21 protein-coding genes and 2 pseudogenes are annotated in these 25,485 nt (G+C 35.6%); all 23 read left to right on the top strand.

Annotated features, from left to right (window positions below; genetic code table 11):
* Positions 1–12 precede the first annotated feature (12 nt).
* The 23 genes and pseudogenes from ACSVH5_RS11015 (at position 13) to ACSVH5_RS10905 (ending at position 25,482) form a co-directional block, all read left to right on the top strand.
* Positions 13–831: a glycosyltransferase family 2 protein gene (locus ACSVH5_RS11015; protein ID WP_438061489.1), complete on the top strand. Its 819-nt coding sequence runs from the start codon at positions 13–15 to the stop codon at positions 829–831.
* Positions 832–1,866: an NAD-dependent epimerase/dehydratase family protein gene (locus tag ACSVH5_RS11010; RefSeq protein WP_438061488.1), complete on the top strand. Its 1,035-nt coding sequence runs from the start codon at positions 832–834 to the stop codon at positions 1,864–1,866.
* Entirely contained in the window at positions 1,863–2,816 is a 954-nt protein-coding gene (locus ACSVH5_RS11005; protein WP_438061487.1) for a UDP-GlcNAc--UDP-phosphate GlcNAc-1-phosphate transferase, read from the top strand. Before ACSVH5_RS11010 ends, ACSVH5_RS11005 begins: the two co-directional genes overlap by 4 nt.
* Before the next feature lie 431 nt (positions 2,817–3,247).
* Complete coding sequence (locus tag ACSVH5_RS11000) at positions 3,248–3,685, top strand: hypothetical protein (RefSeq protein ID WP_438061486.1); 438 nt, start codon at positions 3,248–3,250, stop codon at positions 3,683–3,685.
* 1,559 nt (positions 3,686–5,244) lie between these two features.
* Positions 5,245–6,441, top strand: a complete 1,197-nt coding sequence (locus ACSVH5_RS10995) for an ATP-binding protein (protein ID WP_438061485.1) — start codon at positions 5,245–5,247, stop codon at positions 6,439–6,441.
* An 870-nt stretch (positions 6,442–7,311) separates the two neighbouring features.
* On the top strand, positions 7,312–7,860 hold the full coding sequence (gene rfbC, locus ACSVH5_RS10990) for a dTDP-4-dehydrorhamnose 3,5-epimerase (RefSeq protein ID WP_438061484.1): 549 nt from the start codon (positions 7,312–7,314) through the stop codon (positions 7,858–7,860).
* Positions 7,861–8,155: 295 nt separating this feature from the next.
* Complete coding sequence (gene rfbD / locus ACSVH5_RS10985; protein WP_438061483.1) at positions 8,156–9,010, top strand: dTDP-4-dehydrorhamnose reductase; 855 nt, start codon at positions 8,156–8,158, stop codon at positions 9,008–9,010.
* Between the two features lie 104 nt (positions 9,011–9,114).
* A complete protein-coding gene (gene rfbA / locus ACSVH5_RS10980; RefSeq protein WP_438061482.1) occupies positions 9,115–9,984 on the top strand; it encodes a glucose-1-phosphate thymidylyltransferase RfbA in 870 nt (289 codons plus the stop codon).
* 610 nt (positions 9,985–10,594) lie between these two features.
* Entirely contained in the window at positions 10,595–12,538 is a 1,944-nt protein-coding gene (locus tag ACSVH5_RS10975; RefSeq protein ID WP_438061481.1) for a polysaccharide biosynthesis protein, read from the top strand.
* A 746-nt stretch (positions 12,539–13,284) separates the two neighbouring features.
* Entirely contained in the window at positions 13,285–14,154 is an 870-nt protein-coding gene (locus tag ACSVH5_RS10970; protein ID WP_438061480.1) for an ABC transporter permease, read from the top strand.
* A gap of 235 nt (positions 14,155–14,389) precedes the next feature.
* Positions 14,390–14,667, top strand: a pseudogene (locus tag ACSVH5_RS10965) (hypothetical protein); the annotation flags it as partial.
* 73 nt (positions 14,668–14,740) lie between these two features.
* Positions 14,741–15,325: pseudogene (locus tag ACSVH5_RS10960) on the top strand (zeta toxin family protein).
* A complete protein-coding gene (locus tag ACSVH5_RS10955) occupies positions 15,312–15,458 on the top strand; it encodes a hypothetical protein (RefSeq protein ID WP_438061479.1) in 147 nt (48 codons plus the stop codon). The pseudogene ACSVH5_RS10960 and the gene ACSVH5_RS10955 overlap by 14 nt, the downstream one beginning before the upstream one ends.
* 61 nt (positions 15,459–15,519) lie before the next feature.
* The gene (locus tag ACSVH5_RS10950) at positions 15,520–16,908 is read left to right on the top strand and encodes an ABC transporter ATP-binding protein (protein WP_438061478.1); all 1,389 of its coding nucleotides are present in this window, start codon (positions 15,520–15,522) and stop codon (positions 16,906–16,908) included.
* 5 nt (positions 16,909–16,913) lie between these two features.
* Positions 16,914–17,990, top strand: a complete 1,077-nt coding sequence (locus tag ACSVH5_RS10945) for a DegT/DnrJ/EryC1/StrS family aminotransferase (RefSeq protein ID WP_438061477.1) — start codon at positions 16,914–16,916, stop codon at positions 17,988–17,990.
* Complete coding sequence (locus ACSVH5_RS10940; protein WP_438061476.1) at positions 17,984–18,631, top strand: acetyltransferase; 648 nt, start codon at positions 17,984–17,986, stop codon at positions 18,629–18,631. Before ACSVH5_RS10945 ends, ACSVH5_RS10940 begins: the two co-directional genes overlap by 7 nt.
* A gap of 1 nt (position 18,632) precedes the next feature.
* Positions 18,633–19,619, top strand: coding sequence for a glycosyltransferase (locus tag ACSVH5_RS10935; protein WP_438061475.1), 987 nt, complete (start codon positions 18,633–18,635; stop codon positions 19,617–19,619).
* A complete protein-coding gene (locus tag ACSVH5_RS10930) occupies positions 19,619–20,530 on the top strand; it encodes a glycosyltransferase family 2 protein (RefSeq protein ID WP_438061474.1) in 912 nt (303 codons plus the stop codon). Before ACSVH5_RS10935 ends, ACSVH5_RS10930 begins: the two co-directional genes overlap by 1 nt.
* Complete coding sequence (locus ACSVH5_RS10925; protein ID WP_438061473.1) at positions 20,523–21,539, top strand: acyltransferase family protein; 1,017 nt, start codon at positions 20,523–20,525, stop codon at positions 21,537–21,539. The genes ACSVH5_RS10930 and ACSVH5_RS10925 overlap by 8 nt, the downstream gene beginning before the upstream one ends.
* Before the next feature lie 66 nt (positions 21,540–21,605).
* Positions 21,606–22,496: a glycosyltransferase family 2 protein gene (locus ACSVH5_RS10920; RefSeq protein WP_438061472.1), complete on the top strand. Its 891-nt coding sequence runs from the start codon at positions 21,606–21,608 to the stop codon at positions 22,494–22,496.
* Positions 22,497–22,500: 4 nt separating this feature from the next.
* Entirely contained in the window at positions 22,501–23,457 is a 957-nt protein-coding gene (locus tag ACSVH5_RS10915) for a glycosyltransferase family 2 protein (protein ID WP_438061471.1), read from the top strand.
* A 1-nt stretch (position 23,458) separates the two neighbouring features.
* On the top strand, positions 23,459–24,604 hold the full coding sequence (locus tag ACSVH5_RS10910; protein ID WP_438061470.1) for a glycosyltransferase family 4 protein: 1,146 nt from the start codon (positions 23,459–23,461) through the stop codon (positions 24,602–24,604).
* The gene (locus ACSVH5_RS10905; RefSeq protein WP_438061469.1) at positions 24,604–25,482 is read left to right on the top strand and encodes a glycosyltransferase family 2 protein; all 879 of its coding nucleotides are present in this window, start codon (positions 24,604–24,606) and stop codon (positions 25,480–25,482) included. Before ACSVH5_RS10910 ends, ACSVH5_RS10905 begins: the two co-directional genes overlap by 1 nt.
* Positions 25,483–25,485 lie beyond the last annotated feature (3 nt).

The raw sequence follows: 25,485 nt of genomic DNA, 5'->3' as shown, positions 1-25,485 counted from the left end.
AAAAGAGAATAAATGAACACAAAAATAACGTCTAGTATTGTTCTATACAGAAACGACATTAATATGTTGCAGGATGCCATCCAATCTTTATTGAAAACTGGCGATATCAATAAATTGTTTTTGGTTGATAATTCCCCTACTAATGATTTAAAAACACTGTTGACGAATTCGAGAATCGATTATATTCACAATCCTTCCAATCCTGGATTTGGAGCTTCTCATAATGTAGCTATTCAAAAAGCGATGGATTTGGGTTCAAAATATCATTTTATTGTTAATCCTGATATTTATTTTGAGGGTGATGTGATAATGCCGATGGTTGAATATATGTCAAATGATGAAACAATTGGAATGATGATGCCACAGATTCTAAATGAAGATGGCACAATTCAGAATTTGCCCAAACTATTGCCAAGTCCTTTTAGTATTTTTAAAAGGAAATTAAAAAAACCAGCAAGGGCATACCAGAAATTCATAAATAAATATGAGCTGCGAAATATAGCTGAAGATATAATTTATAATGCCCCAGTGCTTTCGGGTTGTTTTACGTTACTTAATCTCGAAGCCATAAAAAAAGTAGGGATGTATGATGACGTTTTTTTTATGTATTTTGAAGACTGGGATTTATCGAGAAGAATGCATCAACACTACAAAACTATTTATTTTCCAAAGGTTGCGGTGGTTCATGAATACGAATCGGGAGCCAATAAAAGTTCAAAATTGTTTAAAATTTTTATAAATTCTGCAATAATTTATTTTAATAAATGGGGTTGGTTTTTTGATAAGGAGAGAATAGAAATCAATAAAAAAGCATTGGCTCAATTTAAATAAATGAAAACAACCATAACAGGAGCCAGAGGATTTGTTGGTTCAAATCTAGCAGCCTACTTGAAAACCTCACATGAGGTTTTTTCTATGTCTGTACGTTATAAGACACATCAAGAATTAAAATTAAATGGAGATGCAATAGTTCATCTTGCAGGAAAAGCGCATGATTTAAAAAAAGTATCTCAGCCCCAAGAGTATTATGAGGCTAATTTCGAATTAACTAAGCAATTATTTGATGCTTTTTTGGTATCCGAGGCTAGGGTGTTTATTTTTATGAGTACGGTGAAGGCTGTAGCGGATCGAGTGGAGGGTATGTTGACTGAAGAAGGGGTTTTAAATTCCAAAAGGATAACCGCAAAGACGCAACGGCGCGAAGACCTCTCGACTGCGTTCGAGGTGACAGGGGGAGGAAATTCCAAAACAGAAATTCCAAATTCCAATGTGAAAAATCCAAATTCTAAAGTGGAACCTACTGAACCCAAAACGCATTATGGGATAGCCAAGCAAATGGCAGAGCAGTATATTTTGAGTCAAGAGTTGCCAGAAGGAAAAAGAGTCTATATCCTTCGTCCTTGTATGATACATGGCCCTGGGAATAAGGGAAATTTGAATTTGTTGTATCAATTGGTAGCGAAAGGGCTGCCTTGGCCTTTGGGTGCTTTTGAAAATCAACGCTCTTTTTTGAGTATAGAAAATCTTTGTTTTGTAATCAAGGAGTTGTTGGAAAATGAAGCCATTCCTTCTGGGGTTTATAATGTAGCCGACGATGAGGCACTTTCAACAAATGAATTAATCGAGTTGCTTGGAGAAACTTTGGCGAAGCCTGTTAAAATATGGAATTTATCAAAAAATGTGATCCGTTCTTTGGCAAGAATAGGGGATGTTTTGCCACTTCCTTTGAATTCGGAACGCTTACAGAAATTGACTGAGAGTTATGTAGTTGATAACTCCAAGTTAAAACTAGCCTTGGGTAAAGATTTACCAATTCAAACTAGAGAGGGGCTAATGACAACTTTTCAATCTTTTCTAACAAAATGATATACCTTGTATTCTTTATTGTTCTGCTTCTGGCAGAACTTTTTTATTTTAAAATTGCCGATCGGTTCAATATTATAGATAAACCCAATTTGCGGTCGTCGCATACCCAAATTACCTTGCGTGGAGGTGGGATTTTGTTTCCTATCGCTGTACTTCTGGGTTTTGGGATGGGGTATGTGAGTGGGGCGTTGGCGGTAGCGGTTCTTCTGGTGGCTATTGTGAGTTTTGTGGATGATATCCGTCCGTTGTCGCAATTGCCAAGGTTACTGGCACATGTGTTGGCCATCGGTTTGGTGTTGTATGATTTAGAGCTCATCACCATAGGCTGGTGGTGGTTGCCTGTAGTAGCCATTTTACTCATTGGATGGACCAATGCCTTTAATTTTATGGATGGGATCAATGGGATTACCGTGTTGTATGCGTTGGTAACTTTGGTTTCTTTTCGTTGGTTACCTGAATTGGTTACCGATGTTCCTATGCTCGATATAATGGGACTTGCTTGTTTGGTTTTTGCCTTTTTTAATTTGAGGAAGCGTGCCAAGACCTTTGCTGGTGATGTAGGAAGTGTTGCCATGGCCTTGTTTTTGGGGTATTACATGGTCAAATTAATCAGTACTACCCAACAAATTGGTTATTTGTTGTTCTTTGTGGTCTACGGTATTGATGCGGTACTGACTATAGTGAATCGCTTGCGCAAAAAGGAAAACATACTTGAGGCACACCGTTCGCACTTGTATCAATACCTGGCTAATGAAAAGAAGCTGCCTCACGTGGGAGTGGCTATGGGCTATGCCGTAGCGCAGTTGGTGGTGAATTATTGTACTGTTTATTTGATACAACAGCAGGCTTTGACGCTTGGTGTTTTTGTGTTGATTTTAGTAGGGATGAGTGGAGTGTATTTGGGTATAAGGTTTTGGGCGACTAGTGGGGTTAATGGTTTAATCGATTAACTGGTTAATCGGTTAGGTTGTTTAAAAGGTTAATTGTGTAAAGTTGTTGAAGAGTTGAAGATTTAACCGCGAAGGTCGAAAAGGAATACCCAAAGAACGCTGGGAAAAATATGAAACCATATACAAACTAGATTCGATTGAAAGGATTACTCCCCTCTTGAAATCGAAGATTCAACGACTCCAAAAATAAATAGTTACAGGAGTTATAGGGCTGGGGGTGTGTTTTGAAGTAAGATAATCTGAGTTTACGTTTTGTTTAAGCGCTAAAGAGAGTTGAAAACAAGGCTTAATTGATACAAAAAGCCTCTCGACTGTACTTCGACTTCGCTCAGTATAGACTACTCGAGGTGACAATGGAGCTTAGAAGGTTGAATGCACTAAACATTTATCAGTGAATTTCAGTTAGAAGTTAAAAAAGATAAGAAAATAAGATGGAGGCAAATCTAAAACAACCTAGACTACTAGAAGGGGGTATCCATACCGATCATAGAGGGCAAATTTCGTTTGTCAATGGGATGAAATTTGACGAAATTGTTCGGTTTTACATCATTAGTAATTCGGAGGAGCAACCATTGCGGGCTTGGCAAGGACATAAAATAGATAACAAGTATTTTTATTGTGTGCAAGGTACGATTAGGGTGCATTTTGTGAAAGTGGACAATTGGGAATCGCCTTCGAAAGATTTAGTTGTGGAAAGTGTAGTGCTTTCGGCTAACGAAAGTAAAGTCTTGCATATACCAGAAGGCTATGCCAATGCCATAGAATCCTTGGAACCTGGTTCCAAATTGATTTCCTTTTCCACTTTGCCATTGGATCGAACGGCTGAGGATGATGTGCGGTTTCCTGTTGATACTTGGATGGTAGTTTGAAAGGTTAAAGGGTTAATCGGGTAACTGGTTAATCGTTTAATTGTTTAAGGTTGTTTAAAATTGTTTAATCGTTTAACTGGTTAATTGTTTAAGGTTTAACCGCGAAGTTCGAAAAGTGTTTCGCAAGGTTCGCTAAAAAAAAGCAATTAAAAAAAACAAACGATACACCAAACAAGATGCAATTGGGGAGACTACTCCCCTCTAGAGAGGGGCTGGGGGTGTGTTTTTTGTTTTTGAAAAGATAGCGGGTTGTTTAACCGCAAGGGGCGCAAAGGGTTACGCAAAGGACGCAAAATGTTGTGTGGGGGATGGACGCAGATGCGCTGATTTTTTTTGAAAAGAGGGTGTTAAGGAATGACAGTAGATTACTTCGTCTGTTCGCTATCTCTCGGGTCGCAAATTTATCGAATTAGCATTGCTAGGATTAAGGAATTCCAATCCGATAGGTGTCGGGATAACTTCCAATTAAGAAATCCAAATAGTACCTATACATGATTGTGATTAGGAGGTTGCTCCCCTCTAGAGAGGGGTTGGGGGTGTGTTTTTTGTTTTTGAAAAGATGGCGGGTTGTTTAACCGCAAGGGACGCAAAGGGTTACGCAAAGGACGCAAAATGTTGTGTGGGGGATGGCCGCTGATACGCTGATTTTTTTTGAAAAGAGGGTGTTAAGGAATGACAGTAGATTACTTCGTCTGTTCGCTATCTCTCGGGTCGCAAATTTATCGAATTAGCATTGCTAGGATTAAGGAATTCCAATCCGATAGGTGTCGGGATAACTTCCAATTAAGAAATCCAAATAGTACCTATACATGATTGTGATTAGGAGGTTGCTCCCCTCTAGAGAGGGGTTGGGGGTGTGTTTTTTGTTTTTGAAAAGATGGCGGGTTGTTTAACCGCAAGGGGCGCAAAGGGTTACGCAAAGGACGCAAAATGTTGTGTGGGGGATGGCCGCTGATACGCTGATTTTTTTGAAAAGATTGTGAGGAGGAATGGCCGCAGATAACTTCGTCAGTTCGCTATCGCTCGGGTAGCAGATTTTTTTTAAAAGAGGGTTTGATGGGACGCGGATGGAAACGGATGCAACTGATGGGCGCGGATTTTTTAATAGCCAAGGATGCTCGAATTATTTTGAACCCTTTCTGAGTTTTGGACTCTGAAAGGGTTTTGTTTTGAGGAAAGGATATGAAAATGAGAAAATTTAAAATCAAAATCCAAAATTCTAATTGTATGTTTCCCATAAATCTTTGTGGGGCTTAGTGACTTCTTTGTGTTAAAAGTATAGCCACGAAGGCACGAATTAATTTGAAAGATGGTGAGGAATGGGACACGGATGCAACGGATGAGCGCGGATTTTTTTGGAGTAGAAAAAGGAAATTTAGGGTTATCAATCTTGTGTTCAAGCGTTCAATTTTTCAATCGTTTTACTATTTAAATTAAGAACAGTTGTGTTATAAGGTATTCCTTTTTTATTTTGTATAGTATAATAAGCAAAAAATAACAATTATTGTATAGCGTGTTATGCAATAATTAAACTATTTTTGTATAGTAAACTATACGTTATGGAAGATTTATTTAGAAAATATACGAAGAAGTTACAACGAGTCGAAACCAATTTTGTTAGGAGTTTGATTCATGACATCAATTGGAATGCACGTTTAATTGGGATTAAGGGTGCTAGAGGTGTAGGGAAAACAACACTATTGCTGCAGTATATGAAGCTTAATTTTAGTGATACCTTGGAGGAGTCGTTGTACATTAGTCTAGATACTTTTGGTTTTAAAGATAGGACTTTAGTAGGTTTAGCAGATGAATTTGTAAGAAATGGAGGAAAATATCTTTTTTTGGACGAAGTGCATAAATATGAAAATTGGGCACAGGAATTAAAAAATATTTATGATGATCATCCTGAGTTAAAGGTAGTTTTTACAGGGTCTTCGCTATTGGAAATATTAAATGCTAGGGCTGATTTGAGTCGAAGGGCAATTGTTTATTATATGCAGGGGTTGTCTTTCAGGGAGTTTCTTGAAATGGAAACAGGGCAGCAATTCGAAAAGGTATCGCTAGAAGCTATTTTGAACAACCATTTGAGAATTGCCACACAGATCAATAGTAGGGTAAAACCCTTTCAGTATTTTGAAAGTTATTTGAAGTATGGTTATTATCCATTTTATAAAGAAGATAAGGATTTGTATGAACAACGCTTGGAAGAGGTGATCAATATGATGCTTGAGATTGAATTGCCTCTGTTGAGAGGAGTGGAAGTGGGTTTGGTTCCTAAAATCAAACAATTGATAGCTATTATCTCTGAATCGGTTCCTTTTATTCCTAATGTGAGTAATTTAAGTGCAAAAATTGGTGTCAATAGAGCTACTATGATGACGTATCTGCAGTATTTAGAAGAGGTAGGACTGACGATCAACTTACAAAAAGAGGCAAAGGGAACTGTAAAATTGCAAAAACCCGCTAAGATATATCTAGAGAATACCAATTTAATGTTTACCCTTTCTGCGTCAAAAACGAATATCGGTAACGCTAGAGAAACTTTTTTTGCCAATCAAGTAGGGTATAAAAACAAGTTGAAACATCACGAACAAACCGATTTTTTTGTCAATGATTTGTATGCTTTCGAGATTGGCGGAAAGGGTAAATCTGGAAAACAAACCGAAGGCCTTGAAAATGCTTATGTTGTTGCAGACGATATTGAATATGGTTTCCAAAACAAAATACCATTATGGTTGTTTGGATTCTTGTATTGATTAAGGGTGCAGCTATTTACAGTTGGTTGTTTTTGGAAATGAAACCCTTACTGAGTGCTGGGCTCGGGAAGGTTTTTTTTGTTTTGTGGGGTAGGGCCACGAAAAATTGAAATTCCAAACCAATGGCTATGGGAAAAATTCCAAATTCCAAATTCCAAAAAGGGGGTCTCGCAAAGGCGCAGAGTCGCAAAGTTTGATATGGGAAAGCCACGAATGCACGAATTGATTTTGAAAAGATTGTTAGAAGGGATGGCCGCAGATTAGTTCATGCGTTCGCTATCGCTCGGGTCGCAAATTTATTTTGAAAGGATGGTGGGTTAGGATGACCGCAAATTCGCAAATTATTTTTGAAAAGATGATGAGGAATGGAACGCGGATTGAGGCGGATGCAACGGATGTTCGCGGATTTTTTTGGTGTAGGGATGGCCACGAAGGCTCGAATTGATTTTGAAATGTTAATTTATGTATTTTGAACCCTTTCTGAGTTTTAGACTCTGAAAGGGTTTTTTGTTTTGTGGGGAATAGCATGAAAAGGGAAATTTCAATTCGATTACTGTTGGGATAAATTCCAAATTCCAAAGTTATTACTGCAAGTGCCCCATACTTCTTCGTGGGACTTAGTGGCTTTTTTGTGTTTCTTTGTGGTAAAAGTATAGCCGCGAATGGTTTTTTTAAAATTCTTAAGTTTTGGAGAAGAAATAAACTCATACCTATAAGGTTTGTGCTTGAGACGTATATAAAGTTCATATTATTTATCCTTACACTAAGTTGTCTTAAACGCAGCAACTTTTATAATCTATTGTCAAATTTTTTCTTAAAGAAATGCCTTATAGCTTTGCCGATTGATTTGAAAAAAAATATATTTGCAACATGAATTTAGAAACCACCTTTATCAAAGATTTAGTAGTACTCACCCCCGACGTTTTTGAAGACGCTCGCGGGTATTTTTTTGAAGGCTACAATAAAAATAAGTTGAACGCATTGGGTATTGCCATCGATTTTGTGCAAGACAATCAATCCTTTTCTCAAAGAGGTACGTTGCGAGGCTTGCATTATCAAAATCCCCCCTATGCGCAAACCAAGTTGGTCCGAGTATTACAAGGCGAAATTATGGATGTCGCAGTGGATTTGCGAAAAGATTCTCCAACCTACGGACAGCATTTTGGCATTAGATTAACTGCCGAAAACAAAAAACAATTGTTAGTGCCTCAAGGATTTGCTCATGGTTTTTCGGTTTTGAGCGAAACAGCGGTAGTGTTGTATAAATGCGATCAGTTTTACAACAAGACTAGCGAAGGAGGCATTCGTTTCGACGACCCTACCTTGCATATTGACTGGGGAATGGATTTGAAGGACGCAATTGTCTCTGAAAAAGATTGGGTTTTGCCTGATTTCAATAATTGTAATAGTCAGTTTTAGGAGAAGAGGGTAATTGGTTAACTGGTTAATCGGTTAATTGTTTAAAGGTTTAAGAGTTTAAGGTTTAACCGCGAAGTTCGCAAGGGGTTACGCTAGGTTCGCAAAGATTGATTTAGGGGGTTAATCGGTTAACTGGTTAATTGTTTAAGGGTTTAACCGCGAAGTTCGTATATGAAGGGTAGTGATTTACAGTACTTGATTGATTACCCTTTTCAACGACTAAGTACTAATTACTAGTCACTAATTACTAGTCACTAATCACTAGTCACTAATCACTAATTACTTAAAAAAATAAATGAAAAAAATACTAGTTACAGGGGCAAATGGGCAATTGGGATCAGAATTAAGGGTGTTGTCCAAAACGTATACTCAATTTGATTGGGTTTTTACAGATTACCAAGAATTGGATTTGTGTCAACTAGAGCAATTACCCTTGCGTCTTTCAGAAATAAAACCCAATTATCTAATCAACTGTGCAGCCCATACTGCGGTAGATCGAGCGGAGTCTGAATTGGAATTGTCCGATGTGTTGAATCATCAAGCGGTGGCGGTACTAGCAAAATGGAGTGCCGAAAATGCTTGTAAGATGATCCATATTTCAACGGATTATGTTTTTGATGGCACAGCAGCCACTCCTTTAACCGAAACAGCAGCTACTGGTCCTATCAATGTCTATGGGCAAACCAAATTAGCGGGAGAGTTGGCCTGTACGGCAGCTTGTCCAGAAAGTATCATCATTAGGACCTCTTGGGTGTATTCGAGTTTTGGCGCCAATTTTGTCAAAACCATGTCGAAGTTGATGCAAGAACGCGATAGTTTGAATGTGGTCAACGACCAAATAGGAAGTCCAACGTATGCTGCCGATTTGGCTCAAGCTATTATGACCATTATTACTCACCCCAATTGGCAAGCGGGTGTCTATCATTTTTCTAATGAAGGCGCAATCAGCTGGTATGAATTTGCTTTGGCCATTCAAGAACTTGGAGGATTTGATTGTAAGGTAAGTGGTATTCCAACTTCGGCTTATCCAACACCTGCCCAACGTCCTCAGTATTCGTTATTAGATAAAAGTAAAATTAAAGCTGCTTTTGGAGTAAAGGTTCCGGGGTATAAGGAGAGTTTAGAGCGTTGTATGCTACTTTTGAAGTAGTTATCGGTTATCTGTTTTCGGTTTTCAGTTGTCGGTTGTCTGTTATCTGTTATCTGTTATCTGTTTTCTTAATACTTAATTCATAGTACTTAATACTAAAAAAAATGAAAGGAATAATACTAGCCGGTGGGTCCGGTACGCGTTTGCATCCCCTTACGCTTGCGATGAGTAAGCAAATGATGCCTGTTTATGACAAACCCATGATTTATTATCCATTATCAACCTTGATGATGGCGGGCATTCATGAAATATTGATTATCTCTACCCCACATGACTTGCCTAATTTTCAAAAATTATTAGGGGATGGAAGTCAGATTGGTTGCCAATTTAGCTATGCCGAACAAGCGATTCCTAATGGATTGGCGCAGGCATTTGTGATTGGGGCCGATTTTATTGGCAACGATTCAGTGGCTTTAGTTTTAGGGGATAATATTTTCTTCGGAGCTCATATGCAAGAGTTGTTGCAATCGAATACGAGTCCAGATGGAGGAGTAGTTTTTGCCTATCACGTATCCGATCCAGAGCGATATGGGGTGGTAGAATTTGATAAAGACCTAAAAGCACTTTCGATCGAAGAAAAACCTTTGGAGCCCAAATCAAATTATGCTGTTCCTGGTTTGTATTTTTATGATAATTCGGTAGTCGAAATTGCCCAAAACATTCAACCGAGTGCTCGTGGGGAATATGAAATCACCGATGTAAATAAAGTCTATTTGGCCCAAGGAAAACTCAAAGTTGGGATTTTGAGCAGAGGAACCGCATGGTTAGATACTGGTACGTTTAATAGTTTGATGCAAGCAGGCCAATTTGTTCAGGTACTAGAAGAGCGTCAAGGCTTGAAAGTGGGTTGTATCGAAGAAATAGCTTGGCGTCAAGGATTTATAGATAGTACTCAATTGCAAGCTATAGCCGAACCCTTAGTGAAATCAGGTTATGGCGACTATTTGTTGGGCTTGCTGAAACAAAAAGGGTAATGGGGTTAAAGGTTAATCGGTTAATTGTTTAATCGTTTAATCGTTTAATCGTTTAATTGTTTAATCGGTTAATTGTTTAAAGGTTTAATTGTTTAAAGGTTTAATGGTTAACTGTTTAATGGTTAATTGTTTAATTGATTTAAAGGTAGCTGGTTAATGGTTTTATGGGTTATTGTTTTCTAGGTAGCGATAAGCTGTTGGGTGAAATACAAATAAAAAAAATAACCAAAGTTCGATACCTCAAAGCTGGCTAGCATCCTAGATTAAAATAAATCGACCTAGAAAAAATAAGGAATAGCACTATTTTTCACATGGAAAAGCTAGGTAAATTGAAAAACATCTGTTTTTTTTCATCTGGAATAAAACTACAAATCCTTGTCTATCCTAAATAGTAAGAAACAATTTCACCCAAAAGGTAGTGAAACTAAATTTAGTTCAACAATTAATTAGTTAAACTTAACCTGTTAACCAATTAACCAGTTAAACGATTAACCAATTAACCAATTAACCCACCAATACCAGCGTTAATATATTAACATTTTTCTTGTCCATACTTTCCCTATATTTTGTATTTTTGTTGTCTTAACAATGACTAAAAAAAACTATAATTTTGAGTGTATTTCTACGTGATTTTTTTTCAAGAGCGAACTTGAAATTTAATATTCAGAGTCTGAGTTATTTGCCAAGGTGGATTATCGTTTTGATGGACACCATGGTCTTGAATGTGTCCTTTTTCTTCACCGTTTTAATTTTTAAAGGAACGGGTTTAGAGTATGTGATCACTCCACATTATTTGCTGTTTGTCAGTTTACTGATGGGGGTCAATGTGTTTTTCTTTTGGTTGTTCCGAACCTACTCCGGGATCATCCGACATTCTTCCTATATTGATGCAGTAAAATTATTGTTTTCCCAAATGGCCGTTTTGGTAGTGTTCTTAGTGGCCAACTTTTTTTATGAAATAGGTACTGGAGACAAAGCGATTTTGAACACGGCTTTGTTTATCAATATCGTCCTTTCTTTTTGTGGGTTGTTTCTCTACCGTGTGGTGGTAAAACAAACTTTCGAATTGTATTTTTCAGACAAAGGCACCAATAAATTAATTCGTACCATCATTTATGGAACCGATGCCAATGCAATTTCGGTAGCCAATGCCTTAAAATTCGAAACACCTACCCGTTTTAAGATTGTGGGTTTTGTCGACAAACGCAATATGAATTCCAATAAGCGCATGTTGGATTTGCCTATTTTGGTACAAAAAAAGAAGTTGCCTACGCTAATGCGATCTGTTGGGGCCGAGGCCATCATTATTGCCGATAAATCGCTTACCAAAGAAGAGCAATTGCTTATCGTTGATAAATGTTTAGAATTCAATTATCGTGTGTACACTGTGCCTTTGATTTCGAATTGGGAAAATCAAAAGGAGATCTCAGACAAAGTAAAAAACATTCAAATTGAAGATTTGTTGGAGCGTAATCCAATAATTTTGGATAACAAAACCATTTCCAAAGATTTGAAAGACAAAATCATTATGATTACTGGAGCTGCTGGCTCGATCGGTAGTGAGATAGTGCGACAAGTCATTCAATTTAAACCCAAAACCATTCTTTTAATCGATCAAGCGGAGACGCCTTTGCATCAGCTATCGTTAGAATTGGGCGAAATTAGTACGGATGCACAGCTTCGTTGCATCATAGCCGATGTTCGCAATAAGGAAATAATGAATAAAATTTTCAAGGAATTTTTGCCACAAGTGGTGTATCACGCAGCAGCCTACAAGCATGTACCTTTGATGGAAGACAATCCTGCTCAAGCAATACAAACCAATGTGGAAGGTACCAAAAATTTGGCCGATTTAGCCTGTCAATACCAAGCTAAAAAGTTTGTCATGGTTTCTACTGATAAAGCTGTGAATCCAAGTAATGTCATGGGAGCCAGTAAGCGCATCGCTGAAAAGTATGTGCAGTCTTTGCAATTGCGAAGTTTAAAAGAAAATAACGGCAAAGGAACCAAGTTCATCACTACCCGTTTCGGAAATGTTTTAGGTTCCAATGGTTCTGTGGTCCCTTTGTTTACAAAACAAATAGCGGCTGGTGGCCCTGTAACCATCACCCATCAGGATATTATTCGGTATTTTATGACCATTCCCGAAGCTTGCCAACTGGTTTTAGAAGCAGGCTCAATGGGCAAAGGTGGTGAAATCTATATTTTTGATATGGGTAAACCTGTGAAAATTATCGATTTGGCTCGTAAAATGATCAAACTGGCGGGTTTTATTCCCGATAAAGATATTGCCATTAAAATCGTAGGCTTGCGACCAGGAGAAAAATTATATGAAGAATTATTGAATGATACTTCCAAAACCGTTCCTACCTATCATGAAAAAATCATGATTGCAGAGGAAATTCAAGAAGAGTTTGAGCATTTACATCTTGAAATTGAAGAACTGATCGGTATGGCTTCTTATTTTAGTAATGATGATATAGTGGGCAAAATGAAAATGATCGTGCCCGAGTTTAAAAGCATGAATTCCACCTATCAATTTTTGGATAAATAATTTTTTTGGGTTGAATCGGTTAATTGTTTAAAGGTTTAGTTGTGTTACTTCGTGGTAAAAATAATAACCGCAAGGAACGCAAGGGGTTTAAACATATAAGTCATATAAGTTTTGTTTAAAAAGGTAAGTATTAGGCACCATAGAAGGCAAATAAGGACATATAAGTGTAAAAAACAATTAAACGATTAAACTATAACCGATTAAACTTTTTTCAATCTGTTAAAATCTGTGTAATCTGTGTCCAATAAATTTAACCACAAGGAACGCAAGGGGTTTAAACATATAAGTCACATAGTTTGTGTTTAAAAACGAAAGTATTAGGCACCATAGAAGGCAAATAAGGGCATATAAGTGTAAAGAACAATTAAACGATTAAACTAAAACCGATTAAACTTTTTTCAATCTGTGAAAATCTGTGTAATCTGTGTCCAATAAATTTAACCGCAAGAACCGCAAGGGGTTTAAACATATAAGTCACATAAGTTTGTGTTTAAAAATGAAAGTATTAGGCACTATAGAAGGCAAATAAGGGCATATAAGTGTAAAGAACAATTAAACGATTAAACTATAACCGATTAAACTTTTTTCAATCTGTGAAAATCTGTGTAATCTGTTTCCAATAAATTTAACCGCAAGGAACGCAAAGTTTCTTGTTTTTCGGGTTTAAAGATTAATACTTATCTTTGTCGTCAACAAATTGTAAAAATCCGATAATGTGATTTTTAGCTCTAGTTTTTGCATCCAAAATGAATACCACCCCTTCTCCAAATGAAGATTGGTTGTTTGAAATAACACCCAAAAATTCTTTTTTTTCAATACCTTTTAAAGAGGTGTGGCGCTACCGTGATTTGTTGGTACTATTTGTGAAACGCGATATAGTGACGGTATACAAGCAAACGGTCTTAGGGCCCCTTTGGTATTTGATTCAACCTTTGTTTACTTCCATTACTTTTACCATTATTTTCAATTCGGTTGCTGGAATCGAAACCGGAACAGTGCCTCCATTTTTATTCAATATGGCAGGGATCACGGTTTGGAATTACTTCACCGCTTGCCTAACGGGGACTTCGGATACGTTTCGAGCGAATGCCGCTATTTTCGGAAAAGTGTATTTTCCCAGAATCATCACTCCTTTGTCGATTGTGATATCCAATTTGTTGAAACTGGGCATACAATTTGCAATTTTTTTTGCTTTTTATGCTTTTTACTACTTTCAAGATGCTGCTGTGGGTTTGCATTGGTCGGTGGTATTTCTCCCGATTGTAATCCTTTTCATGGGAGTGTTGGGATTGGGATTGGGAATGTTGATTTCTTCCTTGGTTACCAAATACCGTGATTTCACCCACCTGATAGGTTTTGGTGTACAACTGTTGATGTATTTGTCGGCCGTGATGTATCCTCTGGCATTGATTGAAGACAAGCTGCCTAAGTATGGATGGCTTGTGCATTATAATCCTCTGGCCTATATTATCGAAACCTCCCGTTATATGTTGCTCAACGTAGGCTCGATTTCAGTACAAGGCCTTCTATATACTTTTGTGTTTACCATTTTCGTTTTCTTTGCAGGCCTTCTCGTTTTTAATCGGACAGAAAAAAGTTTTATTGATACAGTGTAGTTTAGTGTTCAGTAGTCAGTTTATAGTATTCATTTGATTTATAGTTCGATACTATATGTATAAAGATATTATTTTAACCCAGAATCCGCATTAGACTTCGTAGCGAAACTGAATTATTCAATAAAAGCAAGAGCTCACGGACTATTTTTAAAGAAGGAATACTTTTGTATTTTGAATTTAAAAATAGGAGTAAGTTCTTGGTTTTGAAGAAGAATTTAGTTGTAGTAGATTTCTAATGCGGAATCTGGGTTTAAAAGCCGAAAACATCTCCTGTACCCTACCGCTTGGTTAGTTTGTTTTGAACTTGTCGAAAGGCTCAGTCACGACTTGAACCGTTGGTGGCATAAGATACGCGGCAAAGAAGATCCCTATTTAAAAATAGGCGACACGAGTCCCGATAATTATCGGGGCGAACTGGCGAAGCAAACCAACGACCGCAGTACTAAAGGAGCATCGGATTATGTTTGTGCCTTACAAGACATCAATTTTGAGGTACAACGAGGTGCAGTGCTTTTATGAAGTTTAAAAAACCAACTAATTTTCATTGTAGTATTTCTTAAATTTTCATTTGATTATCTTTGTATTCATGAATAAAAATTTATACATAATTGCGGGATGTAACGGGGCGGGAAAGACGACAGCCTCATTTACTATTTTACCACAAATATTAAATTGTAAAGAATTTGTAAATGCAGATGAGATTGCAAAGGGCTTATCTCCGTTCCAGCCTGAAAAGGTTGCCTTTGAAGCAGGTCGAATAATGATTCATAGACTAAACGAATTGTTAGCATTAAATCAAAATTTTGCCTTTGAAACGACTTTGGCAACAAAAAGTTATCAATCTAAAGTAAAATAGGCACAAAGCAAAAACTACAACGTAACGTTGCTTTTTTTTTGGTTGCAAAATGTAGACTTAGCGATTGAAAGAGTTAAAACTAGAGTAGAAGAAGGAGGACATGCTATTGAAACAGATGTCATAAAAAGGAGATACATCAATGGGATCAAGAATCTATTTGATATTTATCTGTCGATTGTTAATGAAGTTTTAATCTATGATAATTCTGAAGGGATACCAGAATTAATAGCTGAAAAAACGTTAGACACTGAAATTACAATTTTGAATACATTTAAATACAATAAGTTAAAAAAACACTACTATGAAAACCTATAAAAGAACGCCAAATCAAGAGAAAGTAGTACAGGGTATGGAAAAAGTTTATGAAAAGCTGATTGAATTTAAAAAGAAAATGAATAGTGAAATTGTAATTCTTAAAGATGATAAAATTGTTAGGATCAAACCTTGAAGTAGTGAATAGTATTTAGTGAATAGTACTTAGTGAATACCCCAAATCCTAGACATCAATAATGCGAGAACAAAGTCCTACAAATAATTCCCCTTTAACTCCCCCTTCGGAAGCCAATGAGCTATCCAGTGAGTTCACTCACCCCAACACTACCAAGTCCTCTACATCAACTCCCCCTTTGGGGGCTGGGGGGCCTATCCTAAAAGCCGAAAACATCTCCAAACAATACCGTTTAGGTACTGTTGGGACAGGCACGCTCAGTCACGACTTGAACCGTTGGTGGCATAAGATACGAGGCAAAGAAGATCCGTATCTGAAAATAGGCGAAACCAACGACCGCAGTACCAAAGGCACTTCCGACTATGTGTGGGCCTTGCAAGACATTAATTTTGAGGTGCAACGTGGCGAAGTACTAGGAATCATAGGAAAGAACGGCGCTGGGAAATCGACTTTGCTGAAGATTTTATCCAAAGTAACCGCGCCCACAACTGGGAGCATCAAATCCAGAGGACGCATTGCTTCTTTGCTCGAAGTAGGCACGGGCTTTAATGGCGAACTCACCGGACGCGAAAATGTCTACCTGAACGGCGCCATCTTGGGTATGACCAAAAAAGAAATCACTGCCAAGCTCGACGAAATCATAGCTTTTTCTGGTTGTGAGCGCTATATAGATACCCCCGTAAAGCGCTACAGCAGTGGAATGACGGTCCGTTTGGCCTTTGCCGTGGCCGCTTTCCTAGAACCGGAAATCTTAGTAATCGATGAGGTCTTAGCCGTTGGCGACGCCGAATTCCAAAAGAAAGCCATCGGCAAAATGCAAGACATCTCCAAAGGTGAAGGAAGAACGGTCTTGTTTGTGAGTCATAATATGGCGGCAGTGAAGAGTTTGTGCACTAGGGGGATTGTAATGGAGCAGGGGAGAGTGGTTTTGGATTCTGAAATAGATATTGCAGTGTCTTATTATTTAGGAGGGAACGATGCCGAAAGATCTAATAGTAAAAGGTTTTCTAGTTATAATACTACTGTATTTAGTTTGAAGGAAATAGGACTTCAAAACAAAGGGAAAAGTTTTGATGAACCATTGTTAGAAAATCAAGAAATTGAGTTAGTCACTAGAATTGAAATGCATACTGATGAAGTATCACGATATCATATTACCTATCATTTGATTAATGATCAAGGAGAGTCATTGTTTTCATTTTACAATAGTAATTCCGGGGTAAATTTAGAAAAAGGAGAAAATACATTAGCATGTATGTTCCCAGCAGATTTTTTCCAATCCGGAAATTATAGTTTGTCTATTTTTGTTGTGGAGGACAAAAAGAAATCTATTTTTAGAGAAAATGATATTATTCAATTTACTATTGTTGATGGGGGAAGAGAATTAGGAGTATATATGGGAAGAGAACCTGGGAATATTAGACCAAAATTTGATTGGTACTTAGCATAAATAGTATGATAAACGTAACCAAAACATTTCTACCGCCAATCGAGGAGTATACCGTACAATTACAACGTGCTTGGGATAATCAATGGTTAACTAATAGAGGTGAATTAGTTTTAGAATTAGAAGAAAAAGTACGCGACTATTTGTCTGTTTCGAATATTATTTTGACAAATAATGGTACGGTGCCATTACAAATTGCTTTAAAATTATTAGGAGGTCAGGGGGAAATTATTACTACACCCTTTAGCTATGTTGCGACTACAGCTGCAATTGTTTGGGAAAATTGTACTCCTGTTTTTGTTGATATAAATCCAGAATATTTATCGATTGATGAAACTAAAATTGAAGCGGCAATTACGGATAAAACAACTGCCATTTTAGCTACTCATGTTTTTGGTAATCCTTGTAACATAGAAGCTATTGAGGCTATAGCAAAAAAACATCAATTGTATGTGATTTATGATGCGGCACATGCTTTTGGTGTCCAATACAAAGGGAAGTCAATTTTTGACTATGGTACCATCAGTACTTGTAGTTTTCATGCCACGAAGTTGTATCATACAGGAGAAGGAGGAGCTATGTTTGCCAACGATTCTCAATTACAAGCTAAGTTGTTTTATAGTCATAATTTTGGTCATGATGGTCCTTTGGCTTTTCATGGATTAGGGATTAACGGGAAAATGTCAGAATTGCAAGCTGCTCTAGGATTGACTGTTTTACCTTATATGAAAACTATACTCGATGAAAGAAGAAAAGTAGTTGATTTTTATAATGTTAATTTGGATTTCTCAAATATACAAGCTTTAAAGATTAGAGAAAATACCGACTGGAATTATAGTTATTACCCTATAATTTTTGAAAACGAGGAGCAATTATTGCAAACTCAGAAAGATTTAAATGAAGCAAATATTTTTCCGAGACGTTATTTTTATCCTTCTTTGAATACAATTGAGTATGTTAAATGGAATGCAATGCCAATTTCAGAAAGTATAGCAAGTAGAGTGTTGTGTTTGCCTTTGTATGTTGGATTGGAAAGAAAAGATTTGGATAAGATTTCTGAAATAATAAATAACAAGGTATGTTAATAGTTGGGGCTAAAGGATTTGCAAAAGAAGTTTTGGAGGTAGTATATCAATTGAACCAATTGGATGATTTGGTTTTTTATGATGATGTTAATACAGATGCGCCAGATAAACTTTTTGGACAATTTCCAGTTTTAAAATCTATTGGAGAAGCATCAGTCTATTTTAAAAATGTAGATAATCGATTTACCATTGGAATTGGAAATCCTATATTAAGAAAAAAACTTTACGATAAATTAATAGCAATAGGGGGAGTATTTTGTTCAACGATAAGTCCAAAAGCCAATATTGGAGTATTTGGCAATTATATTGGAGAAGGGGCAAATATTATGACAGGTACAGTTGTTACCGCCGATGTAACCATTGGTAAAGGAGGTTTAATTAATCTAAATTGTACTATAGGACATGATTCTATAATTGGCAAGTTTGTAGAATTATCCCCAGGTGTTCATATTTCTGGAAACTGCTCAATTGGCGATTATTCAGTTTTTGGAACAAATGCTACGATGTTGCCAAAATTGACTGTCGGAAAGAATGTTGTCATTGGCGCAGGATCTGTCGTTACAAAAAACATTCCTGATAATTGTGTTGCTGTTGGAATTCCGGCAAAAATCATTAAATATTTATCTCCTTTAGATTTTTAAAATGAACCACGAGCATAAAGTTAGTGTTGTTATGATTACCTATGGTCACGAGAAATTTATTCGAGAGGCTATTGAAGGGGTTTTGATGCAAGAATGTGATTTTGAGGTAGAACTTATTTTGGCTAACGATTGTTCTCCAGATCAAACAGATAAAGTCATACAAGAAATCATTAAAAATCATCCAAAAGGATGTTGGATTAAATACTTTAAGCACGAGAGTAATATTGGGATAATGCCTAATTTTTTATTTGCGCTGAAGCAATGTCAAGGTAAATATGTTGCAATGTGTGAAGGCGATGATTATTGGATTACCTCAGATAAACTCCAAAAACAGGTAAACATATTAGAAAATAATAAAGACGTCGGGTTAGTTTATACTAACGTCAAACTTTTTATGCAGAAAGGAGGTTTTTTTGTTGATAGTCTAGGAAGATATGTTCAAAAACAATCAGATGTAATTCCGCAGATGTTAAAAAGTAAGTTTGTAGAATTTGCAACTACTGTTTTTAGAAAATCGATATTAGTTAAAGCTATTGGTATACTTGAGAAAGAACTAGAAAATAAGGTAATTGGGGATACAAGAATCATTCTTGAAGTAATAAATTATTCTGAACTTTATTATTTAAATGAGATAACAACTGTTTACAGAATTGTTGACGGTAGTGCAAGCCATCCTATTAATTTAGATAAGTTTATTTTTGCACATATGGATACATATAATTGTAGAAAAAACTTCGTAATAAGGAATAATTTGAATAAAAGTTGGTTATCTGATGCTATATGTAATACCAATAGAGGGTTAATCAACAAAGCTTTTGTCGCTAAAAGTTATATTGATGTTTATAAATTAATGAAAAATCTACTTATTGTTGATACATTAAAATATTGTACTTGGGAAATATTTAAGAGAAAGATAGATATTATTATTATGCTTAAACTAATATTGTCCGTTACATTTGTAGGTATAATTAGACAAAAAATAAGATAATGCAAAGTCCAACTGTAAGTGTTTGTATGATAACGTATGGTCACGAAAAATTTATTCGTGAAGCTATAGAAGGAGTTTTGATACAAGAATGTGATTTTGAAGTAGAGCTTATTGTGGCTAATGATTGTTCTCCAGATCAAACAGACAGTGTTATTCAAGATATTATAACAAATCATCCAAGAGGTTTTTGGATCAAATACATTAAGCAGGAAGCAAACATCGGGATGATGCCTAATTTTATTTTTGCATTAAAGGAATGTAAGGGTAAATACATCGCTTTATGTGAAGGAGATGACTATTGGACTGATCCTTTAAAATTGCAAAAGCAGGTAGATTTTTTGGAAACAAATCCGGATTATGTATTGTGTTTTCATCAGGTGTCAATTTTAAAAACCAATGGAGAACTAGTTGATGATTTTATTACTAAAGTGCCCAAAAATTATGAAACCATTGAAACGTTAGCTAGGCTTGGGAATTACATACATACGCCTTCAGTAATTTATAGAAATATAATCAAAGAGTTTTCCTTTGAATTTAGTCAAACTCCAATTGGTGATTATTTTTTGTATATGATGTTGGCAGAACATGGTAAATTAAAATTTTTAGAAGAGAAAATGGCGGTGTATCGTTTTGGAGTGGGAATACACTCAACACATTCGCCATTAAATATGGTAAGAGCTAATTTTAAGTTATTTACCTTACTGTTGTCGTATTTTAATAATTCTTCTATAAATTCAATTTTTTTAGAAAGACAATTGTCTGTTTTTGATAGCTATGAAAATCAAATACATAACGAGTATAAGGAAGCTTTTGTTTCTCATAATGTATTTTTCAAGGCTTTGAAAGCTTCAAAAGATCCGAAAAAATTCTGGAGTAAGTTTATAAAAAAGATCAAGTATTTTAATGAATAACAACTTCGATTTTTTACGTTTGCTTTTCGCAATGTTTGTAATCATAACGCATTCTTATCCATTGTCAGGAGATAAAGGATGGGATTGCTTAGGGGAGATTACAAATGGCAATCTCCAATTTTCTTATATTGGGGTGAAAGGTTTCTTTGTAATTAGTGGGTATCTTATTTTTCAAAGTCTTTTAAGAAGTAGAAATTGGGTGGGTTATTTTTGGAAACGTATATTACGATTGTTTCCGGGATTGCTCGTGGTGTTGGTTTTGACTATTCTTTTGGCGCCATTTGTATATGAAAGTCCTATGTTTTATTTGGAAAATAGAAAAGTATATACTTATATAATAAGGAACATTACTCTCTTTCAATTGCAATACAGTATTCCTGGTGTTTTTGATACTAATATTTATGGTTCAGCTATCAATGGTTCCTTGTGGACAATCTGTTATGAATTTTTCATGTATTTTTTGCTCTCTTTTTTGATTTTATTTAGATCGCAAAAAAAGCTTTTAGGATTGTTATTATGGTTGGTTTTCGGGGTCTTTTTTGTTTATCACTTTTTCTTATCTACTTCATTTCCATTACATATTTATGATTTAAGAAGTTCGCATTTGTCTGAATTGGGATTGTTTTTTCTGGGAGGATCACTATTGGCTTTTTTAAATTATCGTGTTTTCCCATATTTAAAAACTATTCTTGTTCTTTCAGGAGTATTGATTATCTGTTCAGAAGTTCTTGTTCAGGATCCTTTTATTTTTCGAATTTTATTTTGGCCTGTTTTCATTATTGGTATTGGAGAACATGTTACGCCAGTACTTAGTCAAATTGGTTCTAAAGTTGGTGATTTATCTTACGGAATATATATTTATGGATTTCCCATTCAACAAACATTAATGCATTATTTTAAATTTAATGCCTTAGAACTAATGCTGGTATCATTGCCTATTTCTATGTTATTTGGTTATTGGTCTTGGCATGTAATTGAGAAAAAGATGTTGCGTTATAAAAATATATAGATACTTTATTGGTTTTTAACTACTTTGAAAGTATAATTTTAACTGTAAAAAAATAAATCAAAAGCAATGTTCGCCATAATAATCCCCTACTATAAACGTACCTTTTTCAAGGCTACTTTACAGTCCTTAGCAGCGCAAACCTGCCATAATTTTAAGGTCTATATAGGCGACGATGCCAGTCCAGAAGATCCAAAAGACTTGCTGGAGCAATTTCAAGGTAAATTTGAGTTTGTGTACCACCGTTTTGAATCTAATTTGGGAGGCATTTCATTGACCCAGCAATGGGAGCGTTGTATTGCGTTATCTGAAAATGAACCCTGGCTGATGATTTTGGGAGATGATGATGTGTTGGGGGAGAATGTGGTGGCTGAGTTTTATGAAAATTTGCCCGAGATTGATGAAATGGGGAGTAATGTGGTTAGATTTGCTACGCAAGTCATTAATGGAGAAGGGAAGGCTATATCTGGTTTGTTTGAGCATCCCAAACTAGAAAAGGCAACGGATTCTTTTTGGAGAAAATTCAAAGGGGTGACAAGGAGTTCTTTGAGTGAGTATGTTTTTGCAAGAGTTGCTTATTCAAAATATGGATTTAAAGATTATCCTTTAGGGTGGCATAGTGATGATAGGGCTTGGTTGGAGTTTGCCGATGGGCAACCGATTTTTTCAATAAATAGCGTACTGTTATACATTCGTATGAGTAACAAGAATATTTCTGGCAAAATGGATAATGTAAAAAACAAAATAATCGCCTCGAATTATTTTTATGAAGCTTTTGCAGATGATTATTTGTCATTTTTTGACAAAAAACAACGATTAAAATTAATCGGCAGAGTGGAAAGACAGTTTTTTGAACTCCAAACCAAAAAGTTGTTTTATAAAATTGTAAAATACCACCTAAATTATACTGATTTACTGAATTTGACAAAGTTTTTTAGAAGGATATATCTTAATAGTTAAACATATGCAACCATTAGTTTCCATAATCATCCCCACTTACAATCGAGCACATTTAATTGGTGAAACGCTCGATAGTGTTTTGGCGCAAACTTACACGAATTGGGAATGTATTATTGTGGATGATGGGAGTACTGATAATACTACTGGGGTTTTGATAAGTTATATTGAAAGAGATTCTAGATTTAAGTTCTTTAGAAGAGCAGATGATAGAGCAAAAGGAGCCAGTTCGTGCAGGAATTATGCCTTTAGTTTGTCCAAGGGTAGCTACATACAATTCTTCGATAGTGATGATATCATGCATCCAAATCATTTATTTGAAAAAATAAATTCTATTAATGATGCTGATTTGGTAATTTGTAAACAAAAAATATTTTATGAAGATTTTGATGAAGATTTGTTTAATTTTTCTGATGCCTCAGATTTAAAAATCAATACAAATGTTTTTGATGATTTTGTAACAGGGCAAACTGAAATAATGATGGTGACTCCTTTGTGGAAAAGAGATTATATTAAACAGTTTTTACCGATAAATGAAAGTATGCATATTTTAGAAGATCATGAATTGCATGCGAGGGCTTTTATAGTTAATCCTAAACTTGTTATTTGTAACAAATATTTAATTTTTTATAGAAACAATCACTTAGCATTAACATCTACTTTTTATAAAGATATATCAACTGGATTAGATTCATATTTAAAAGCAAAGCAAACAGTTTTAAACCTGAAGAATACTGATGAAATTAAATTGAGTATATTAAAACAAGTTTTAGGATATTTTCGTTTGGGATTGGCTTCAAGGCAATATAGTGAATCAAAAAAATGTTTAAATTTTATTGATTCAAACGATTTGACGATTAACTATATATTGAAGATTAAACTTTTTCGCATTAAAATTTTGTTTCAATTTATTAAAATTATAAAGCGGGGAGATTTTTTTTTGAAACCATTACTTAAAGTTTAGTATGAAACTCCTATTAGTAGCCATCCCGAATCATCATTTTTTTCAATGGACCAATCAGTTGCAAGATGCGGGGCATGAGGTACATTGGTTTGATATAACCGATGGTGCTGGTTTTTCTGAAAAAATTGGTTGGGTTAAACAATACGCGGGTTGGAGAATGAAATGGGATTATCCTTTTCGACATCGTATTAAAAAATATTTTCCTTTTCTATATTGTTGGATTCAACGATTTAACGAACGTAAGGTTGCTCTTGTTTTTGAGGGCTTGATAACCGATATACAGCCTGATGTAATTCATATATTTGAAATGCAATTGGCGGGTTATCCTATATTTTCGGTTTTACAACACCATTCTACAATTCCTTTAGTTTATTCTTCCTGGGGTAGCGATTTGTTCCAATACGAACGTTTGGGGTTAACCACTAGTTTTGTACAGCAATTTTTGCAACGCACTAATTTTTTAATTACTGATTGTTATCGCGATTATAATAAGGCTTTATCGTTAGGTTTTAACCAAACTTTTTTAGGGGTTTTTCCGGGTAATGGGGGTATTCATTTTTTAAAAGATGCTATAGCGCCGTATTCCCAACGTGCTATAATTATGGTTAAAGGGTATGACGATGGTGTAGGAAAGGCATTAATAGTTTTACAAGCCATAGCAAATCATGCACCTGTTGTGATGAACAACTATCAACTTCTTGTTTATAGTGCAGATGAAATTGTTGTGCAGTATTTGAAAACTTCTAATTTTTATCAAAAGCACGATGTGTTGGTTTTTTCAAGAGCTAATTATGTGCCTAACGAGCAAATTTTAAACTATATGGGGCAATCGGTTGTGCATATAGCGAGTAGTGTTTCGGATGGTATGCCTAATGTGGTTTTAGAAGCTATGGGTATGGGAGCTTTTCCTATACAATCGAACCCGGGACAGGTTACTGAAGAAGTGATTATACATGGAAAAAACGGTTTTTTGCTAACTGATCCTGAAAGCGAAACTGAAATTGCTACTTTACTAGAGTTGGCCTTAAATGATGGACAAATGCGGGAGCAAGCACAACAGTATAATACCCATTATTTACAAAAGCTGTATGATAGGGGAAGACTTCAAACGAAAATAGTAAGTTTGTATTCACAAATGTTTAAGTAATGGAATTTTCTTATTTGATAGTTACGCATGATCGGGTTACCGATTTGACAAAAACGTTAGAAATAATTCGACAAAACATAGATTTATTAAATGAAGAGGTACTGGTTTATATTGATGCTTGTGAGGCAACCGAATATCTTCGTGTTCACTATCCTTGGGTACGATGGTTTTCGGGCAAGACCCGTATTTCGGCATCACCAGCGAGAGCTTTTTTGTATCCGAAAGCAATGGGTACTTATTTGATAGGATTGGATGATGATGCACATATAATTACTTCTAATTACAAGGAACTATTACGGGAGCTATTTGCTGATCAAAAAGTTGGGGTGTTGGCTTTTAAAGAAGTTAGAGGGCTCTTTAAAAATGATGCAGAAGCTCTTGAAAAAGTTAGTGATTTCGAAAAAAATCATGAAACCAATGATTTTATTGGTTGTGGTTTTGCCATAAAAAAAACGGTATATGATGCCACACGAGGATTCCCAACTTGGATAGATATTTATGGAGAGGAGCCCTGTATGTCGTTTGAAGTTATGGAATTGGGTTATGAATTATGGTTTACCAATACTATAGCTGTAAATCATAGAATAGACATTGAACAACGGAAATTACAGGGTAAAAATTATTTTCGATTTGAAAAACAATTGGAAAACTCTTTTTTTATTTTTTTAAATTACTATCCAAAGCCATTTTGGCCAATACTAAAGTTATTACACCATAATTTTAAAAAATATGCGTTGCATGATTTTGTTTATTTTAAAACGTATTTTAGAACTTTAAAGAATATTATCTTCTCTTATTCTTCCAAAAAGAAATACAGACAACCTATCTCCAAAGCGACTTTACAAAAAAATAGAGCATTACAATCGTTAGTTTATTAAGTT

This window comes from Flavobacterium sp. RSSA_27, from assembly GCF_051547125.1.
In the GTDB taxonomy this organism is placed as follows: domain Bacteria; phylum Bacteroidota; class Bacteroidia; order Flavobacteriales; family Flavobacteriaceae; genus Flavobacterium.
Note: the sequence above shows the minus strand (reverse complement) of the source record. Positions and strands in the feature narration are given on the sequence as shown.

Coding starts and splice junctions, on each gene's coding strand:
- ACSVH5_RS11015 (WP_438061489.1), top strand. CDS start 13: ATGAACACAAAAATAACGTCTAGTATTGTTCTATACAGAAACGACATT.
- ACSVH5_RS11010 (WP_438061488.1), top strand. CDS start 832: ATGAAAACAACCATAACAGGAGCCAGAGGATTTGTTGGTTCAAATCTA.
- ACSVH5_RS11005 (WP_438061487.1), top strand. CDS start 1,863: ATGATATACCTTGTATTCTTTATTGTTCTGCTTCTGGCAGAACTTTTT.
- ACSVH5_RS11000 (WP_438061486.1), top strand. CDS start 3,248: ATGGAGGCAAATCTAAAACAACCTAGACTACTAGAAGGGGGTATCCAT.
- ACSVH5_RS10995 (WP_438061485.1), top strand. CDS start 5,245: ATGGAAGATTTATTTAGAAAATATACGAAGAAGTTACAACGAGTCGAA.
- rfbC (WP_438061484.1), top strand. CDS start 7,312: ATGAATTTAGAAACCACCTTTATCAAAGATTTAGTAGTACTCACCCCC.
- rfbD (WP_438061483.1), top strand. CDS start 8,156: ATGAAAAAAATACTAGTTACAGGGGCAAATGGGCAATTGGGATCAGAA.
- rfbA (WP_438061482.1), top strand. CDS start 9,115: ATGAAAGGAATAATACTAGCCGGTGGGTCCGGTACGCGTTTGCATCCC.
- ACSVH5_RS10970 (WP_438061480.1), top strand. CDS start 13,285: ATGAATACCACCCCTTCTCCAAATGAAGATTGGTTGTTTGAAATAACA.
- ACSVH5_RS10955 (WP_438061479.1), top strand. CDS start 15,312: ATGAAAACCTATAAAAGAACGCCAAATCAAGAGAAAGTAGTACAGGGT.
- ACSVH5_RS10950 (WP_438061478.1), top strand. CDS start 15,520: ATGCGAGAACAAAGTCCTACAAATAATTCCCCTTTAACTCCCCCTTCG.
- ACSVH5_RS10945 (WP_438061477.1), top strand. CDS start 16,914: ATGATAAACGTAACCAAAACATTTCTACCGCCAATCGAGGAGTATACC.
- ACSVH5_RS10940 (WP_438061476.1), top strand. CDS start 17,984: ATGTTAATAGTTGGGGCTAAAGGATTTGCAAAAGAAGTTTTGGAGGTA.
- ACSVH5_RS10935 (WP_438061475.1), top strand. CDS start 18,633: ATGAACCACGAGCATAAAGTTAGTGTTGTTATGATTACCTATGGTCAC.
- ACSVH5_RS10930 (WP_438061474.1), top strand. CDS start 19,619: ATGCAAAGTCCAACTGTAAGTGTTTGTATGATAACGTATGGTCACGAA.
- ACSVH5_RS10925 (WP_438061473.1), top strand. CDS start 20,523: ATGAATAACAACTTCGATTTTTTACGTTTGCTTTTCGCAATGTTTGTA.
- ACSVH5_RS10920 (WP_438061472.1), top strand. CDS start 21,606: ATGTTCGCCATAATAATCCCCTACTATAAACGTACCTTTTTCAAGGCT.
- ACSVH5_RS10915 (WP_438061471.1), top strand. CDS start 22,501: ATGCAACCATTAGTTTCCATAATCATCCCCACTTACAATCGAGCACAT.
- ACSVH5_RS10910 (WP_438061470.1), top strand. CDS start 23,459: ATGAAACTCCTATTAGTAGCCATCCCGAATCATCATTTTTTTCAATGG.
- ACSVH5_RS10905 (WP_438061469.1), top strand. CDS start 24,604: ATGGAATTTTCTTATTTGATAGTTACGCATGATCGGGTTACCGATTTG.